The sequence below is a fragment of the Martelella sp. AMO21009 genome (genome assembly GCF_053484295.1).
The window spans coordinates 1-16,925 of sequence record NZ_JBAKFR010000001.1 but is presented as its reverse complement, the minus strand read 5'-3'; the positions used below and the strand labels follow the sequence as shown (position 1 = coordinate 16,925).

12 protein-coding genes and 1 riboswitch are annotated in these 16,925 nt (G+C 63.1%); of the genes, 7 read left to right on the top strand and 5 right to left on the bottom strand.

Annotated elements, in window-relative coordinates:
- Positions 1-27: 27 nt before the first annotated feature.
- The gene (gene folD / locus V6766_RS00060; protein ID WP_448462408.1) at positions 28-927 is read left to right on the top strand and encodes a bifunctional methylenetetrahydrofolate dehydrogenase/methenyltetrahydrofolate cyclohydrolase FolD; all 900 of its coding nucleotides are present in this window, start codon (positions 28-30) and stop codon (positions 925-927) included.
- Between the two features lie 24 nt (positions 928-951).
- On the opposite strand, the gene V6766_RS00055 is transcribed toward folD, so the two are convergent.
- Complete coding sequence (locus tag V6766_RS00055) at positions 952-1,194, bottom strand: Lrp/AsnC family transcriptional regulator (protein ID WP_230720229.1); 243 nt, start codon at positions 1,192-1,194, stop codon at positions 952-954.
- Between the two features lie 298 nt (positions 1,195-1,492).
- Between V6766_RS00055 and V6766_RS00050 the strand changes: the two genes are divergently transcribed.
- On the top strand, positions 1,493-2,977 hold the full coding sequence (locus tag V6766_RS00050) for an NAD-dependent succinate-semialdehyde dehydrogenase (RefSeq protein ID WP_448462406.1): 1,485 nt from the start codon (positions 1,493-1,495) through the stop codon (positions 2,975-2,977).
- Positions 2,978-3,248: 271 nt separating this feature from the next.
- Here V6766_RS00050 and V6766_RS00045 read toward each other — a convergent pair whose 3' ends face one another.
- Together V6766_RS00045 and pxpB are read right to left on the bottom strand one after the other, a co-directional pair.
- A complete protein-coding gene (locus V6766_RS00045; RefSeq protein WP_448462404.1) occupies positions 3,249-4,187 on the bottom strand; it encodes a 5-oxoprolinase subunit C family protein in 939 nt (312 codons plus the stop codon).
- Positions 4,184-4,900 carry a 5-oxoprolinase subunit PxpB gene (gene pxpB, locus V6766_RS00040; RefSeq protein ID WP_448462401.1) on the bottom strand — a complete coding sequence of 239 codons (717 nt, stop codon included), beginning with the start codon at positions 4,898-4,900 and terminating at the stop codon, positions 4,184-4,186. The genes V6766_RS00045 and pxpB overlap by 4 nt, the downstream gene beginning before the upstream one ends.
- A gap of 318 nt (positions 4,901-5,218) precedes the next feature.
- On the opposite strand from pxpB, the gene V6766_RS00035 reads away from it, so the two are divergent.
- The 4 genes from V6766_RS00035 (at position 5,219) to V6766_RS00020 (ending at position 9,884) form a co-directional block, all read left to right on the top strand.
- Positions 5,219-6,226 (top strand): ABC transporter substrate-binding protein, encoded by a 1,008-nt coding sequence (locus V6766_RS00035; RefSeq protein ID WP_448462399.1) that lies wholly within the window; start codon positions 5,219-5,221, stop codon positions 6,224-6,226.
- Between the two features lie 186 nt (positions 6,227-6,412).
- On the top strand, positions 6,413-7,462 hold the full coding sequence (locus V6766_RS00030; protein WP_448462397.1) for an ABC transporter ATP-binding protein: 1,050 nt from the start codon (positions 6,413-6,415) through the stop codon (positions 7,460-7,462).
- Positions 7,459-9,141, top strand: coding sequence for an ABC transporter permease subunit (locus tag V6766_RS00025; protein ID WP_448462395.1), 1,683 nt, complete (start codon positions 7,459-7,461; stop codon positions 9,139-9,141). The genes V6766_RS00030 and V6766_RS00025 overlap by 4 nt, the downstream gene beginning before the upstream one ends.
- 14 nt (positions 9,142-9,155) lie before the next feature.
- Positions 9,156-9,884, top strand: coding sequence for an HAD family hydrolase (locus tag V6766_RS00020; protein WP_448462393.1), 729 nt, complete (start codon positions 9,156-9,158; stop codon positions 9,882-9,884).
- A 44-nt stretch (positions 9,885-9,928) separates the two neighbouring features.
- Here V6766_RS00020 and V6766_RS00015 read toward each other — a convergent pair whose 3' ends face one another.
- Positions 9,929-10,705, bottom strand: coding sequence for a DeoR/GlpR family DNA-binding transcription regulator (locus V6766_RS00015; protein ID WP_448462391.1), 777 nt, complete (start codon positions 10,703-10,705; stop codon positions 9,929-9,931).
- A 191-nt stretch (positions 10,706-10,896) separates the two neighbouring features.
- Between V6766_RS00015 and V6766_RS00010 the strand changes: the two genes are divergently transcribed.
- Complete coding sequence (locus V6766_RS00010; RefSeq protein ID WP_448462389.1) at positions 10,897-14,625, top strand: autotransporter domain-containing protein; 3,729 nt, start codon at positions 10,897-10,899, stop codon at positions 14,623-14,625.
- Between the two features lie 134 nt (positions 14,626-14,759).
- On the opposite strand, the gene thiC is transcribed toward V6766_RS00010, so the two are convergent.
- Positions 14,760-16,562: a phosphomethylpyrimidine synthase ThiC gene (thiC, locus tag V6766_RS00005; RefSeq protein WP_448462387.1), complete on the bottom strand. Its 1,803-nt coding sequence runs from the start codon at positions 16,560-16,562 to the stop codon at positions 14,760-14,762.
- 98 nt (positions 16,563-16,660) lie between these two features.
- Positions 16,661-16,790: riboswitch (TPP riboswitch) on the bottom strand.
- Positions 16,791-16,925 lie beyond the last annotated feature (135 nt).

The window sequence follows — 16,925 nt, the reverse complement described above, 5'->3', positions numbered from 1 at the left end:
AGGACGCCTCGGAAGAGGGCTGCAGACATGGCAAAGCGGATAGACGGCAAGGCGATCGCGGCGGATGTGATCGGGAAGGTCACAGCGGCAAGCGCGGCGTTGAAGGCGGAAAAAGGCGTCGTGCCGGGGCTGGCTGTGGTCATCGTCGGCGATGATCCGGCAAGCCACACCTATGTCGCGGCCAAGGGCAGACGCGCCAAGGAATGCGGCTTCCATTCCGTCCAGGTCACGCTTCCGGCGGAAACCAGCCAGGCGGAACTGGAACAGGTCGTTCGCGAACTGAACGAGGATCCCGCAATCCACGGCATTCTGGTGCAACTGCCCCTGCCCGGCCATCTCGACGAATTTCCCGTCATCCAGCTGATCCGTCCCGAAAAGGACGTGGACGGGCTTTCGATCGTCAATGCCGGCAAGCTTGCACTCGGCGACACGCAGACAGGCCTGATCTCGTGCACGCCCGCAGGCGCAATGGTGCTGATCCGCACCGTCCACGGCAACGATCTTTCCGGCCTAAACGCCGTCGTGATCGGCCGGTCCAATCTGTTCGGCAAGCCGATGGGACAATTGCTGCTGCAGGCCAATGCCACGGTCACGATGGCCCATTCGCGCACCGCCGACCTGCCGGAAATCTGCCGCCGCGCCGATATCCTGATCGCGGCCACCGGAAGGGCGGAAATGGTGAAGGCCGATTGGGTGAAGCCCGGCGCGACGGTGATCGATGTCGGCATCACCCGGATCCCGGCGCCGGAGCGCGGCGAGGGCAAGACGCGCCTGATCGGCGATGTCGATTATGCCGCGGTCGAAAAGATCGCCGGCGCCATTACGCCGGTGCCCGGCGGCGTTGGCCCGATGACCATCACCATGCTGATGGCCAATACCGTGATCGCCGCCTGCCGCGACAATGGCGTGACTGTACCGGATTTCTGAGGCGGACCACCGGCCGCTGGATTTCTAGCTGAACGCCTTGAACGTCACCAGCGTGAAGGTGTCCTTGACGCCTTCGATGGTCTGCAGGTTGCTGGTGACGAAATGGCCGATATCGGCATCCTTGGCCAGATAGAACTTCGCCAGCAGATCGTAATCGCCGGAGGTCGAATAGATTTCGGAGGTTTCCTCAAGCGTGCGCACCACCAGATCGGCAACGTCATACGCCTGTCCGGGATGACATTTGAACTGAACGAATATCGTCTGCATCGGCTGTTGGGTCCTCTTTGTGCATCATCATGGCATCGCCGCTTCGTGTATAGCACCAGCCAGTGGAAGGAAGCCAGACGGTTCGACCGAGAGATAGATGCGACTTCCTATCCGGCAGCATGACACCCCGATCGAAACAGCACGTTTCCGGCAAGCGTCGTCTGACCAGACACAATCTTCGGACCGGCCATCAGAATTTAGTTTGGCGAATGAAACAGCCGGTCTATATGCATTGTGAGCGTCGACCGCGGCCCTCCAATCACGGGCCGTCATATGAACGAAAAAGGGAATAAGCATCATGACAATCGCAACAGCGCTATCCGACAAACTCAAGAAGGCGGACCTCGCCGAGCCGCGCGCCTATATCGCCGGCGAATGGCGCGACAAGGTCGCAAGCGGCAAGACCTTCGATGTCGTGAACCCGGCGACCGGCGATGTCATCGCCACGCTCCCCGATTGCGGCAAGGAAGAGGTCGAGGAGGCCGTTGCCGCCGCCTATGAGGCACAGAAGGCCTGGGCGAAGAAGACCGGCAAGGAGCGCGCCCAGATCCTGCGCAAGCTCTATGACCTGATGGTCGAGAATGCCGATGACCTCGCCGTGATCCTGACGGCGGAAATGGGAAAGCCGCTTGCCGAGGCGCGCGGCGAAGTGCTTTACGGCGCGGCCTATATCGAGTGGTTTGGCGAAGAAGCCAAGCGCGCCTATGGCGACATCATTCCCGGCCATCAGGCCGACAAGCGGATCATGGTCATCCGCCAGCCGGTGGGCGTCGTCGGTGCGATCACGCCGTGGAACTTCCCGAACGCGATGCTCGCCCGCAAGATGGCCCCGGCGCTTGCCGCCGGCTGCTCGATCGTCTCCAAGCCTGCCCAGCAGACCCCGCTCTCGGCGCTCTCCATGGCGCTGCTCGCCGAGCGCGCCGGCCTGCCCAAGGGCCTGCTGTCGGTCGTCACCTCCACCAGTTCATCCACCGTCGGCAAGGTCTTCAGCGAAGATGACCGGGTGCGCAAGATCACCTTCACCGGCTCCACCGAGGTCGGCCGCATCCTGATGCGCCAGGGGGCAGACCAGATCAAGAAGATGGGCCTGGAGCTCGGCGGCAATGCGCCGTTCATCGTCTTCGACGACGCCGATCTCGATGCCGCGGTCGAAGGCGCGATCGCTTCCAAGTTCCGCAATGCCGGCCAGACCTGCGTCTGCGCCAACCGGCTTTACGTGCAGGCCGGCGTCTATGACGCATTCGCCGAGAAGCTTTCCAAGCGCGTTGCGGGCCTCAAGGTCGGCCCCGGCATGGAAAACGGCGTCGAAATCGGCCCGATGATCGAAAAGGCGGCGGTCGACAAGGTCGAGGACCATATCGCCGATGCCACCGCCAAGGGCGCTTCGGTCAAGCTCGGCGGCAAGCCGCATGAGCGCGGCGGCCTGTTCTTCGAGCCGACGGTGCTGACCGGCGTGACGCCCGACATGAAATGCGCGCGCGAGGAAACCTTCGGTCCGGTGGCGCCGCTGTTCAAGTTCGAGACCGAGGACGATGTCGTCGCCATGGCCAACGACACCGAATTCGGCCTCGCCTCCTATTTCTTCTCGCGCGATGTGGCGAAGATCTTCCGGGTGGCCGAAGCGCTGGAATACGGCATTGTCGGCGTCAATACCGGCCTGATCTCCACCGAGGTCGCCCCGTTCGGCGGCGTCAAACAGTCCGGCCTCGGCCGCGAGGGCTCCAAATACGGCCTCGATGACTACACCGAGCTGAAATATATCTGCCTCGGCGGCATCGCCTGAGGGCGGGCGACGTTGCTGGAGGGTATTACAGCCTGACCTTTTTTACGGACGTCATCCTCGGGCTTGTCCCGAGGATCTAACCACCGCACCACACGAGCGGAGCTGGCGTTTCGCAACGGATTGGATTCAACGCGAATTTTTGCCCGAGACGCTTGTCGTGTCGATACGTGCTTAGATGCTCGGGACAGGCCCGAGCATGACGGCTGAGAGTTGGGCGGGCTTTGTCAACAAACTTGGGGCAACGCTCCCCGTTTCCATTAACCGTCGCCCTTCACACCGGCGTCGCAATCGACCGGATCGCGGCCTCGACCCGCTCACGCTCCGCCAGAAGCCGATCCTCGGCCTCGTCCTGGCCGATACGGACGAAGTGGAACGGCTTGCCGGCCGGCATCTGCGCAAGGCGCGGCAGGTCGGCGGAAATCACCGTGGCGATCTTGGGATACCCGCCGGTCGTCTGCCGTTCCGCCGTCAGCACCGTGGCGATGCCGGAGCCCGGCACCTGGATCGAACCGGCGGGCGTTGCATCGGAAATGATATCGTGTCCGCCGATGGCGCGCAGCAGCGGCCCGTCGAGCAGGCTCGCCATCCGGTCGCGCCGGCTGGAGACGGAAAACGGCTCGGTGAGAAGCAGCGCCCAGGCCCGGGCATCGAAGCGATCGTCCTGCGGCCCGGCGACGATCCGGATCGGCCCTTGCGGATAGTGGAAAATCTCCGTCAGCCTCTGCGGCGGGGCGAGTTCGCTGTCGCCGAGCGGCAGCAGGTCGCCATCGGCGAGCGCCCTGCCCTCAAACCCGCCCATCGCGTTTCTTAAATGGGTGGCGCGCGAACCCAGCAGTTCAGGCACGGCGATACCGCCGGAAAAGGCGATATAGCCCCAGACCGCCCCCCTCATCGGGCCGATCTCCAGCGTTTCGCCCGGCCGCAGCGCATGGCTTTCCCAAAGCGGCATGGCGCGGCCGTTGATCGTCACCTGCGCGGCGCTGCCGGTGACGGCCACCATGCAGGGCGCGCCGACGCGATAGCTGCCGCCGAACTGGGCGAATTCCAGCGCCGCCGCGCCATCCTCATTGCCGACAAGCGCCTGCGCGATCAGAAAGGCTGCCTCGTCCATCGGGCCCGAGGGCGAGACGCCAGCCGCAAGATAGCCGGTGCGCGGGCGTGCCTGCACGGAGACCATGAGCCCGGCCCTGACGACCTCAAGCCTGTTCATACCGCCTCCGGTTCCACAATGGCCTCGCCCGAAGCCGCGCGACGCTCCAGCGCCGCCATGTCGTCGGCACCGATCTCGAAAAACCGGATCATGTCGCCCGCGCGGAAGAAGGAGGGCTCGGCGCGCTCCGGATCGAACAGGCGCAGCGGCGTGCGGCCGATATAGCGCCAGCCACTGGGCCCGGGCAGCGAGTTGATCGCCGCCTGCGCGCCGCCGATGCCAACCGCCCCCGCCGCCACCTTCTGGCGCGGCACCGCGAGACGAGGCGTGTGCAACGCCTCCGGCAGGCCGCCGAGATAGGTGAAGCCGGGCGCGAACCCGATCATGTAGACCCGATAATCGGCAGCAGTGTGGAGCGCGATCAGCTCTTCAGGACTGATATTCTTGATTTCGGCAAGGTCGGCGAGATCGAGCGCGTCGTCGCCCCGATAGCAGACCGGCACCCGGAAATGGCGGCGAGCGGCGTCTCCGTCCCCCGCAAGATGCTCAGCCCGTTCGCGGAGCAGCGGCGTCAGTTGCGCACCGCGAATGCGGGCGGGATCGTAATAGACGAGCAGCGAGCGGTAGGTCGGAACGGTCTCGACAATCCCTTCCACCGGCCGCGCCTTCAAAGCGTCGGCGAGCGCGATCACGCGGGCGTTAACAGCCGCGTCGATCCTGTCGTCCAATTCCACGGTCACGGCCTGATCGCCGGCCGGCTTGATCGTTACCACTGTCCAATGCTCCAAGCGGCGCCCGTTTTTCCGGGCGCATACTCAGGCTATCAGCTTTCAACGGTTTCGCGAAAGGCCTCGATCGTCCGCCGCGCCCCCTCGCCAAGCGATATGACCAGCCAGTCGCCGGCGCGCCGCGCGAAACGCTGTCCGGTCTGCCGGCAATACAACCTATAGAAAACAGGGCGACTCACCATTTCCCGTTTGGGGTCTTGTAACCGACGGAAAATCGCCTTATTGTCATCAAACGTTCATTTTCAATGACTAAATGTCTTAAAACGAACATTTATGTCGTTTCAGGTACAAAGGAGAACGAAGATGAAGAAATTTGGTTTTTTGACGCTTGGCGCACTCACCGGCGCGCTGATCTCGAGCGCTGCCTTCGCCGAGACGATCACCGTTTACACGTCCTACGAAGAAGATGAAGCCGCGGCCTTTCTTGAAAAGGCAAAGGAGGCCATGCCCGATATCGACGTCAATCTTCTGAGGCTCTCCACCGGCGATCTCGCCGCCCGCATCATCGCGGAAAAGGCCAATCCCCAGCATGACGTGCTGTGGGGCTTTGCCGTCACCTCCATGGTCAACCCGCAGATCGAGGAGACGCTGGAAGCCTATGAGCCGAAGGGCATCGATACCGTTCCCGCGCAGTTCCGCGACCCCGACAACAAGTGGTTCGCGGTTACCGGCTACATGGCCGCCTTCTGCGTCAACAATGAACGCCTCGAGGCCGAGGGGCTGGAAATGCCCACCTCGTGGGCCGATCTGACCGACCCGTCCTTTGCCGATGAAGTCGTCATGCCCAACCCGGCAAGCTCGGGCACCGGCTATATCCAGATCGACGCACTGCTGCAGATGATGGGCGAAGACCAGGGCTGGACCTTCCTGGACAAGCTCGACAAGAATGTCGCGCAGTACATCAAGTCCGGCTCCCGCCCCTGCAATGTCGCCTCGATGGGCGAATACACCGTCGGCGCTTCCTACGCCATGCGCGCCATCAAGAACATCGAGGAAGGCTATCCGATCACCATGGTCGTGCCGTCCGAAGGCGCCGGCAACGAGCTGGAAGGCAATGCGCTGGTCGCATCTTCCGAGCACAAGGATGCCGCCAAGCGCTTCCTCGACTGGACGCTCAGCCCGGAAGCGGCAACGGCCTATTACGACTGGAAGACGATCGTGACGGTTCCGGGCGGCGATGTGCCGGAACGCTTCATTTCCGCCGGCCTGCCCGAGGATGTCCCGGCCGCCCTGTTCCCGGTCGACTTCCGCGCGGCGGCTGAAGACCGCACGGAAATCATCAACACCTGGCAGGAGCGCTACGAGCGCTAAGTCCTCCCCGACGACAACGCAGCCGGCGGGCGGTCATGCCCGCCGGCGTTTCCGCCCAACGCATTTCGGCGGAGACAAGCTTCGGCTGACCAATTCAATTTGATTGCTTTTACGTGCGTCCAGGGGAAACGGGTATCGCCCTTCCCCGGCCCGCACGCCCAAACCCGCATCAGGAGAGAACGCGCGATGGACCTTTCGATCCGCAACCTTGTCAAGCGCTTCGACAGGCTGACAGCACTCGACAACGTCACGCTCGATGTCCCGCACGGAAATTTTGTCTGCTTTCTGGGGCCTTCGGGCTGCGGCAAGACCACGCTGCTGCGCGTCATCGCCGGGCTTGAAGACGCGGACGAGGGCACGATCCAGCTCGGCGGCGAGGATCTGACGGCGGTGCCAACGCGGGCGCGCAATTTCGGCGTCGTGTTCCAGTCCTATTCGCTGTTTCCCAATATGAGCGCGGCGCGCAATGTCGGCTATGGCCTCGAATGCCGGCGCTGGGACAAGGCCAAGATCGGCGGCCGCGTCGACGAGATGCTCGACCTCGTGCACCTTGCCGATCACCGCGCCAAACTGCCGGCGCAGATGTCGGGCGGCCAGCAGCAGCGCATCGCGCTGGCGCGCGCACTCGCGCCCGATCCGTCGCTGCTTCTCCTCGATGAACCACTCTCCGCGCTTGATGCCAAGGTGCGCGAGGAACTGCGCGTGGAAATCCGCAGCCTCCAGCAGCGCCTGAAGCTGACCACGATCATGGTCACCCACGATCAGGAAGAGGCGCTGGCGATGGCGGATGTCGTCGTGGTCATGAACAAGGGACGCATCGAACAGATCGGCTCCCCGCGCGAACTCTATGCCGAGCCGAAAACCGCCTTCGTCGCCGATTTCATCGGCCGCATGAACATATTGCGGCTGGATGAGAACGCGCGCATGCAGCCGAGCTTCGGCGGCGTGGCGCTTCACCTGGCGGATAGTGCTCACACGGCGGACCATATAACGGCCCTCGGCGTGCGCCCGGAAATGATCTCCCTGACCGACACGGACGCCGCCGGCGACAACACGCTTCCCGCAACCGTCTCCGGCGTCACCTATCTCGGCAATATCACCCGCGTCGAGGTGGTGACGGATGCCGAGCCCAAGGCGCCAATCAGCGTCGAGTTGCACGGCGCGAGCGCGGTTCCGAAAGTGGGCGAGCGCCTCGGCATCGTCATCCCGGCCGAAGCCCTGAGGGTGCTTGCATGAGCAACGCCGCACAGACAACAAGCCGCCCTGCCCGCGGCACGGATATCGCCGATCGCGCCAGCGTCTGGGCGATGACGCTGTTCGTCGCCGCCCTCCTGATCATCTTCCTGCTGCTGCCGCTGCTCGGCATCCTGATGCGCAGCCTGGAGACCCCCGACGGTCTCGGCTTGGGCAACTTCATTGCCACCTTCTCGACCATGCGGTTCTGGGAGCTTGTCGGCGACAGCATTCTGGTCTCGCTCACCTCCACGGCGATCGTGGTGGTGGTTGCCTATGGCTATGCCTATGCGCTTCAGCGCGCGATCATCCCCGGCAAATGGCTGCTCAGGATCGTGGTTCTGGTGCCGCTGTTCGCGCCGTCGCTGGTGCAGGCGCAGGGCCTGATCCTGCTTCTGGGACGCAACGGGATCCTCAACCGTTATCTCGGCTTTGATCTCGACATTTACGGCTTCTGGGGCGTTGCCATTGCCAACGCGCTCTATGCCTTTCCCTATGCCTTCCTGATCCTGTCGGCCGCGCTCGCCGTGGCGGATGCGCGGATTTATGAGAGCGCCGAGGCGCTCGGCGCCGGGCCGTTGCGGATTTTCCGCGATGTGACGCTGCCCGCCACCCGCTACGGGCTGGCGGCCACGCTGTTCATCGTCTTCATGCTGGCGATCACCGATTTCGGAAATCCGATGGTGATCGGCGGCGATTTCAACGTGCTGGCGACGGAAGTCTATAATCAGGTCATCGGCCAGGCCCAGTTCGGCCTCGGCGCGGTCATCGGCGTGGCGCTGCTGGTGCCCGCCATGTTTGCCAAGCTGATCGAGAAGCGGATGACCGCGCGCCAGCACGCACTGGTCACCGAACAGTCCCGCCCCCTGACGCCAAAACCCTCGGCGCGGCGCGACCTGTTCTTCTCGCTCTATGCCTATGTGGTCGCAGGGCTGATCGTCTCCGTCGTCGCCATCGTCGTGTTCGCAAGCTTCGTGCATCTGTGGCCATACAATATGAGCTTCACGCTGCGCCACTACCGGTTCGACGTGCAGAACGGCACGGATCCGCTCTGGAACAGCGTTTTCGTGGCATTCGCCACCGCCATTGTTGGCATCGTCGTCACGGGGCTCGGCGCCATTGTGGTGCACAAGTTCAAGACGGCGCTGACCGGACCGCTGTCGTTTCTCGCGATCCTGCCGGCCGCCGTGCCCGGCATCGTGCTCGGTCTCGGCTATATCCTGGTGTTCAACGACCCCCACAATCCGCTCAATTTCCTTTACGGCACCTTTGCGCTGATCGTCATTCTCGAGGTCTATTACAACCATGCCCATGCCTTCCTGATCTCATCGACCAGCCTGAAGCAGATCGGCGCGACGTTTGACGAGGCCTCGACGACGCTGGGCGGCACCTCGATGACGACCTTGCGCAAGGTCACGCTGCCGCTGGTGTGGCCGACCCTTCTGGGCGTAGGCGTGTTCTATTTCATGCGCTCCATGGTCTCGCTTTCGGCGGTGATCTTTCTCGTCACTCCCTCGACCCAGCTTGCCTCCGTTTCGGTGCTGCAATTGTCGGATCGCGGCGCGATCAACCAGGCGGCCGCCTTTTCGGTCTGCATCATGGGGATCGTGGTGCTTTGCCTGATCGTCGTGCGCGTGCTGATGCGGCTCGCCGGCGTCAGAGACGTAAATCTCATAAGATAAGAGCGGAAAACGCCATGACGGCCTCCCCCATCAAGGCCATCCTTTTCGACAAGGATGGCACCCTTCTCGATTACCAGCGCACATGGGCGCCCATCAACCGGGCCGCCGCCGAGCTTGCCGCGAGCGGCGATCCGACGCTTGCCGCGCATCTTCTCAGCGTTGGCGGCATGGACGCCGAAAGCGGACTGACATCGTCAAACAGCCTGCTGGCCGCCGGCAATACCGATGAGATCGCCAGAGCCTGGATCGAGGCCGGCGCGCGTTTCAGCGTTGGCGAACTGACCGCCGCGCTCGATACGCTGTTTACCGCCGCAGTCTCCGACGCCGTTCCGGTCACCAATCTGGTCAAGCTGTTTCGCAATCTGCATGAGCGCGGTTTCAAACTCGGCATCGCCAGCAGCGACAGCCAGGCGGCAATCGAAAGTCTTGTGGAGCGCCTTTCGCTGACGCCATGGATCGATTTCATCGCCGGCTATGACAGCGGCTACGGCGTCAAACCGGAACCCGGCATGCTGCTGGCGTTTTGCGCGGCGATGGGCCTTTCCCCCGCGCAGACCGCGGTCGTCGGCGACAACCCCCATGACATGAACATGGCGATATCTGGCGGGGCGGGCCTCAAGGTCGGCGTCTTGACGGGAACGGGAACGCGCGACGTGTTGCAGCCTCTCTGCGATGTCTGCCTTCCGGGGATCCAGACGCTCGCCACGGAAGTATTCGAAAACACATCGGCCTCGAGGACATGAAACGGACAGCGGAAAAGCGGCCGGCGGGGCGCTTCCGCCGCGCTTCAGCAAACGATCTCGACGTCGTTTTCATCCAGAAGACGACGGATATCGCCCTCCGGCATGGTGTCGGTAACAAGCGTGTTCACATCGGCGATCGACCCCAGCCGCACCATGGCCCGCTTGCCGAATTTGCTGCTGTCGACGGCCACGAGCGTGCGGCGCGATTGCGCCATCGCCGCCGTCGCCACCACGCTTTCGGCATGGTCGTCGTCGCAGAGGTCGCCGTCATTGTCGATGCCGCTCACCGAGATGATCGCACTGTCGAACTTGAAGTTGCGGATGAATTCGGGCGTTTCTTCCTGAAAGATGCCGCCATGGATGGGCCGCACGAAACCGCCGGGGACGGCGAGCGTGAAATTGGTGTTCTCGTTCAGGATCGTCGCCACCCTGAGGCTGTAGGTCAGAACCCTGAGATGGTTGCGGCGCGACAGCGCGCGCGCGATCGCCTCGCAGGTGGTGCCGGAATCGATGAAGATCGACGCGCCATCGGGCACAAGATCGGCGACAAGCTCGCCGATGCGCTGCTTCTGCTCCGCATTGTCAACGCGACGACGGCGGTAGACGGTTTCCTCCAGCGGGCCGACAAGAACCGCGCCGCCATGAAGACGGCGCACGCGGCCCGCCTTTTCAAGCGCAAGAATGTCGCGCCGGGCCGTCTGCGTGGTCACTGTGAAGAAATCGGAAATCTCCTCAACCGAGATATAGAAGTTCTTCTCCATCAATCGCAGTATCGACGACTGACGGCTTTCCTTCTTTCTTTCTTCTCCGTTGCTTTCCACGTCCACACCACCTCCAGCACCATTTCCGATTCTGTGCCCCCTTTTTGAAACACCGAGGGCGTGTACGCAAGGAATCTATAAAAATGTTGTAAATATGACATATACGGGGGTTATATGTCGCTTTCGAAACATGTTAACCTGACGACGCAAATCGAAATTTCATAGCGTTCCGATTACGAAAGGAATACCCGATGAATGGTATCATTCAGCGGCTGGGAAGCCGCGCGCATATTTCAGGCAAGATGCTCGGCCTTCTGAGCGGCGTTTCGCTGCTGGCCGTCAGCGCGGTTCCGGCTCAGGCCGAAGACAATGCGCTGCGCATCATCTCCCTGAACACCTGGGGGGCATCGACGCTCATTCCCGAAGCCGCCGACCTTCTTTCGTCGGGCAATTACGATTTCATCACGATCCAGGAATACCGCAACAGCTACGGCGTCGACATCCAGAAGAAGATGGCCGACCTTGGCGCCGGCGATTATTCGCTGCACGAGAAGGGCGACACCGGCCTTGCATGGCGCGACAAGGACATTATCGATTACAGCAATACCGATGAGCCGGTTCACGTGGTTGTCGGCGGCGAGAACGGCCGCTCGCAGACGATCATCGCGACGGAGCATCTCGACTACCGCGACGATGCCTTTCTCCATCGTAACCGCGAAGCCCATGAGCTGAACGACTGGGCCGCAGGCAAGGCCAGCCCGATTATCATGACCGGCGATTTCAACGCGGGCGACATCTCCGAGCGCGGTCTGCTGGAAGTGGTTCAGCAGGAATTCATGATGAAGCGCGCGCGCGAGACCGGCAATGCGGACCACAAGGCCTGGGCGCTGCAATATGTCGCGCGCAATCATGCCATCGGCTCTGAAAAATACGCCGCCGCCGAAGCCTATATCAACCGCAAGTCCGACACCATGCCGGAAGGCCTGTTCACCGACGAGACCTATCCCGTGGCGGGCAACACGCCCTACACGATGAACCTTCTGAAGAAGCAGTACCAGATCCTGCAGAACCCCGAGGATCGCGAGCGCTTCGCCCCCCACAAGCTGGCCGACGGCAGCACCACATGGCCGAGCGTCGAGGAAGACGACGAGGCCTTCAAATGGCCGTCCTGGGGCCGCACCCAGATCGATCACTTCATCGCATCGCGCCCCTATGCCAAATGGTGGGAACTGACGGACGCCGAAGACGATCGCTATGTCGGCGGCGTTCTTGACCAGGACATCAGCACGACGGACGAGGGTCACGCGCTCTCTGACCATGAGCCGCTCGCCCACGAAATCCGCTGGAAGGGCCCCAATGTCGAGGAGATCGGCGACGACAGCGGCAAGGTCCGCCTGACCTTCGACGCCAACACGCGCGATTCTGCAGAGCGCGCCGGCGAATTCCGGCTGTCCCGCAACAATCATCGCACCGATGTCTATCTTGGCCAGCTTTCCGATGAGGATGGCCGCCCGATCTATGCGCAGGCCCCGGAAGTCACCGAGGACCGCCTCGGCTTCCTGCTCGCCAACGCGGTCTATGACCGTCACGACCCGGAAGCCTTCCAGGAGGAACTTGCCCTCTACGTGCCCGCCGAACAGCAGGCGGTTTACAAGGCCTACCTCGACAAGCTGACGGACACCTCCAATCCGGAATTCTTCCGCAACGTCCTCGATGACTATTTCCAGGCGCATCGCGACGAATTCCCGGGCATCGGCAGCATCAGCGACATGAGCTGGGAGCAATGGGGCGATATCCTCATGAAGTATGTCGATGAGGACCTTGCCTTCGAAACCAAGCCGGAAAACCCGGCCTGGGACGAGCTTGTCGCAACGCTCGGCCTCAACGATCCGGCCGTGCGCGCCGCGCTTTCGGCGAAAACCGGGCTCGACTTCGAAAACGATCCCTTCGCCCCTCTCAAGCTCGCGCTTGACTGCGCGGACGCACAGCATCTTTCGCTTCAGGGCGCCCGCGCGATGTGCGTGGACGATCACGAGCGCTTCCGCGATATCGTCGTCACCGCCGGCAAAACCGTGGCGATCGACGAGAGCGCCGCGCTCGGCTCGACCGACGGCCTGATCACGCTCGACAATGGCGGCATCCGCACCGCTGGACCCGACGATGACTGGGCGCAATGGACCGGCCCGATCACGTCGCTCGACAAGGCCATCCGTTTCGACGGCCGCGGCTGGATCGATGTCTCCCATCCGACGGTTCCGGTAACCGCTCTGAAGACGTTCTCCGGCGAGGGCACGTTTGAAAAGCGCGGCGTGGGCACCCTGCTCCTGACGGCCGACAGCTCCGGTTTTGCCGGCACCACGCTGGTCAACCAGGGCAAGCTCTTGGTGGGCGATGAAAACGGCGTCGGCAAGCTCGGCGGCAGCTTGACCGTCAATGACGGCGCTGTTCTCGGCGGTTCCGGCACGATCGGCTCCGGTGCGGGCTCGCTGGTCGCAATCGCCGCGGGTGGTACGCTTTCGCCGGGCAATTCCATCGGCACGCTCACGATCGACGGCGACCTCGCTTTCGCCTCAGGCTCGATCTTCGCGGTCGAAGTGGATCCGGAAAGCGGCCGCAGCGACGCGGTGACGGTGACCGGCAAGGCCTCGCTGGACGGGACGCTCGCCCATATCGGCTTTGACGGCGTCTACGATCCGCGCTCGACCTACACCATCCTCTCGGCCGGTGCGATCGAGGGCGAGTTCGCAAGCGTCACCTCGGACTTCGCGTTCCTGACGCCCGACTTCATCTACGGGACGAGCGAGATCGGCCTGAAGCTGCAGCGCAACGACCGCGATTTCGCGTCGCTGGCGGCAACCGCCAACCAGGCGGCCGTGGCGGCAAGCGTGGAATCGATCGGCTTTACCGCAGGAAACGCGCTCTATGACGCGATCGTCATGCTGCCGGACGATCCCGATTTCATCCGCAACGGCTTCGATCAGCTTTCCGGCGAGATCCATGCGTCGGTCAAGTCCGCGCTGATCGAAGAAAGCGGCATCGTCCGCGGCGCGGAAGCGGATCGCCTGCGGGCAGCCTTCGGCACGGTCGGCGCATCCTCGGCGCCGGTTCTGGCTTACGGGCCGGACGGGGCGAACCTTGCAGCGCCCGACCAGGCAGACGGCATCGCCGCCTGGGCCAGCGGCTTCGGAGCGTGGAACAAGTTCGAAGGCAACGCCAATGCCGCCGGCCTTGACAGCGCGACGGGCGGCCTGCTTGTCGGCGTCGACATCCCGGTTGCCGAAACCTGGCGCGTCGGCGCGCTCGCCGGCTACAGCCATTCGAGCTTCGACAGCGATGACCGCGCGTCGTCGGGTTCCAGCGACAACTACTCGCTCGGCCTTTATGCCGGTTCGCAATGGGGCGGTCTCGGCTTCCGCTCGGGTCTCGCCTATAGGTGGCACCAGATCGATACCAGCCGTTCGGTGTACATCCCGGGCCTTACGAATGCGCTCGACAGCAACTATGACGCCGGCACCTTCCAGGCGTTCGGAGAACTCGGCTATCAGTTCGATCTCTCCGACGTTCAGCTGGAGCCGTTCGCCAACCTCGCCTATGTCAATCTGGATACGGATGGCTATGGCGAAAGCGGCGGCGCAGCGGCATTGAGCGGCGCAAGCGGCAGCTCCGACACGACCTTCACCACCGTGGGCGTGCGCGTCTCCTCCGACTTCATGCTCGGCCAGACGCGGGCGAAGGCAAGCGGGATGATCGGCTGGAGTCATGCCTTTGGCGACATCACGCCGTCCGTCACGCAGGCCTTTGCGGGCTCCACGCCGTTCGCCATCACCGGCGTCGCCGTTGCCGAGGATGCCGCCGTGGTCGAGGCCGGCCTCGATTTCGACCTGTCGCCCAACACCACGATCGGCGTGTCCTACCAGGGCCAGTTCGGCGACGACGTCAGCTACAACGGCGTCAACGCAAGGCTCCAGGTGAAGTTCTGATCCCGGAAAACAAGATTTGCGGGCGGGAACCATTCCCGCCCGCAAGGCCATAGTGTTAAACGATATGACTGGCAGTGCAGCGCGCCGGCCGTGGCTCTGCCCACGGCCGGCGGGCAATTATCACGGAGGCAGCCTTACTTGGCCTCCTCCAGCGGGACATACAGGTCTCCGCCGTCGCGGAATTTTTCGGCCATCTTCTCCATTCCCTCCTTCTGCGCCTCCGCCCGGATATCGTGGCTGATGCGCATGGAGCAGAATTTCGGCCCGCACATGGAGCAGAAATGCGCGACCTTGTGCGCCTCCTTCGGCAGGGTCTCGTCATGCATCGAGCGCGCCGTTTCCGGGTCGAGCGAGAGGTTGAACTGATCTTCCCAGCGGAATTCGAACCGCGCGCGCGATAGCGCGTCATCACGGATCCGCGCCGCCGGATGCCCCTTGGCGAGATCGGCGGCATGGGCGGCGATCTTGTAGGTGATGACGCCGACCTTCACGTCGTCGCGGTCGGGCAGGCCGAGATGCTCCTTCGGCGTCACGTAGCAGAGCATCGCCGTGCCGAACCAGCCGATCATCGCAGCCCCGATGCCGGACGTGATATGATCGTAGCCCGGCGCGATGTCGGTGGTCAGCGGCCCGAGCGTGTAGAAGGGCGCCTCCACGCAGGTCGCAAGCTGCTTGTCCATATTGGCCTTGATCTTGTGCATCGGCACGTGGCCAGGCCCCTCGATCATCACCTGACAATCCTTCGCCCAGGCGATCTGCGTGAGCTCCCCCAGCGTCTCCAGCTCGGCGAACTGAGCCTCGTCGTTGGCATCGGCGATGGAACCGGGCCGCAACCCGTCTCCAAGACTGAAGCTGACATCATAGGCCCGCGCGATGTCGCAGATCTCATCGAAATGCTCGTAAAGGAAGCTCTCGCGGTGATGATGCAGGCACCATTTGGCCATGATCGAGCCGCCGCGCGATACGATGCCGGTGACACGGTTCACCGTCATCGGGATCATATGCAGCCGCACGCCGGCATGGATGGTGAAATAATCCACCCCCTGCTCTGCCTGTTCGATCAGCGTGTCGCGAAAAACCTCCCATGTCAGGTCCTCGGCGATGCCGCCGACCTTCTCCAGCGCCTGATAAAGCGGCACCGTCCCGATCGGAACCGGCGCGTTGCGGATGATCCAGTCGCGGATATTGTGGATGTTGCGGCCGGTGGAAAGATCCATCACCGTATCGGCGCCCCAGCGGATCGCCCAGACCATCTTTTCCACTTCCTCGGCCATGGAGGAGGTGACGGCCGAGTTGCCAATATTGGCATTGATCTTGACCAGAAAATTCCGGCCGATCGCCATCGGCTCCAGTTCCGGATGATTGATGTTGGCGGGGATGATCGCCCTGCCCTTTGCCACCTCGTCGCGTACGAATTCAGGCGTGATGAAATCGGGGATCTCGGCGCCGAAGGCTTCGCCGTCCCGTTCCATTGCCTGCCTTGCCGCCTGGCGTCCGAGATTTTCGCGGATCGCGACAAATTCCATTTCCGGGGTCACGACACCGGCGCGGGCATAGGCCATTTGGGTAACGACGCGACCATTCTTCGCGCGTTTCGGTGCGTGCCGCACCGGGAATTCCGGCACCAGCCGCTTGCCCTCGGCGAAACCGTTGTCCTCCGGCTTCACATGGCGGCCGTCATATTGCTCGGTGTCGCCGCGCGCGGCGATCCAGGCGTCGCGCAGGCGCGCAAGGCCGCGTTCGATGGCGATTTCGGCTTCCGGGTCGGTATAGGGGCCGGAACTGTCATAGACGGTGACAGGCGGTTCGCCTGCTGTCGGATGCACATCGATCGCGCGCATCGGCACGCGGATATCGGCGTTGAGCGCCCCCTGGTGCCAGACGCGGCGCGAGGCGGGCAGCGGACCCGTGGTGACGGTTGGGAAAAGGTCTTTCATTGGTCGGAGCCTCCAGTGCTCGAAGCGTGGAGACCCAGTTCCCGGTAATGAATGGAGATTGGCCGCGTGAAACACGCCGTAAAAGTCTCTACCGGAGACGCGCAGCCCGAACACCATCCCTACGCCAGTATGAACTGGATCAGGTTCATCGGGTCACTGCGCTGCACGGACCTGTCGGTCCGGCTATCAGAATCTCAGCCCCTTGTCGGGACCCCCCGGGTGAATGCGCCGAGATTGCGGTCCGCGCCGCGCTTTGTCAACCGCCGCGGGGGGGGGGGGGGGGCTCTTTCCGGGCCGCCCCCCCCCCGCCCCACGCTATATCGCGACAATCAGCCGGCTGACGCATTATAAACAAAAAAGCGG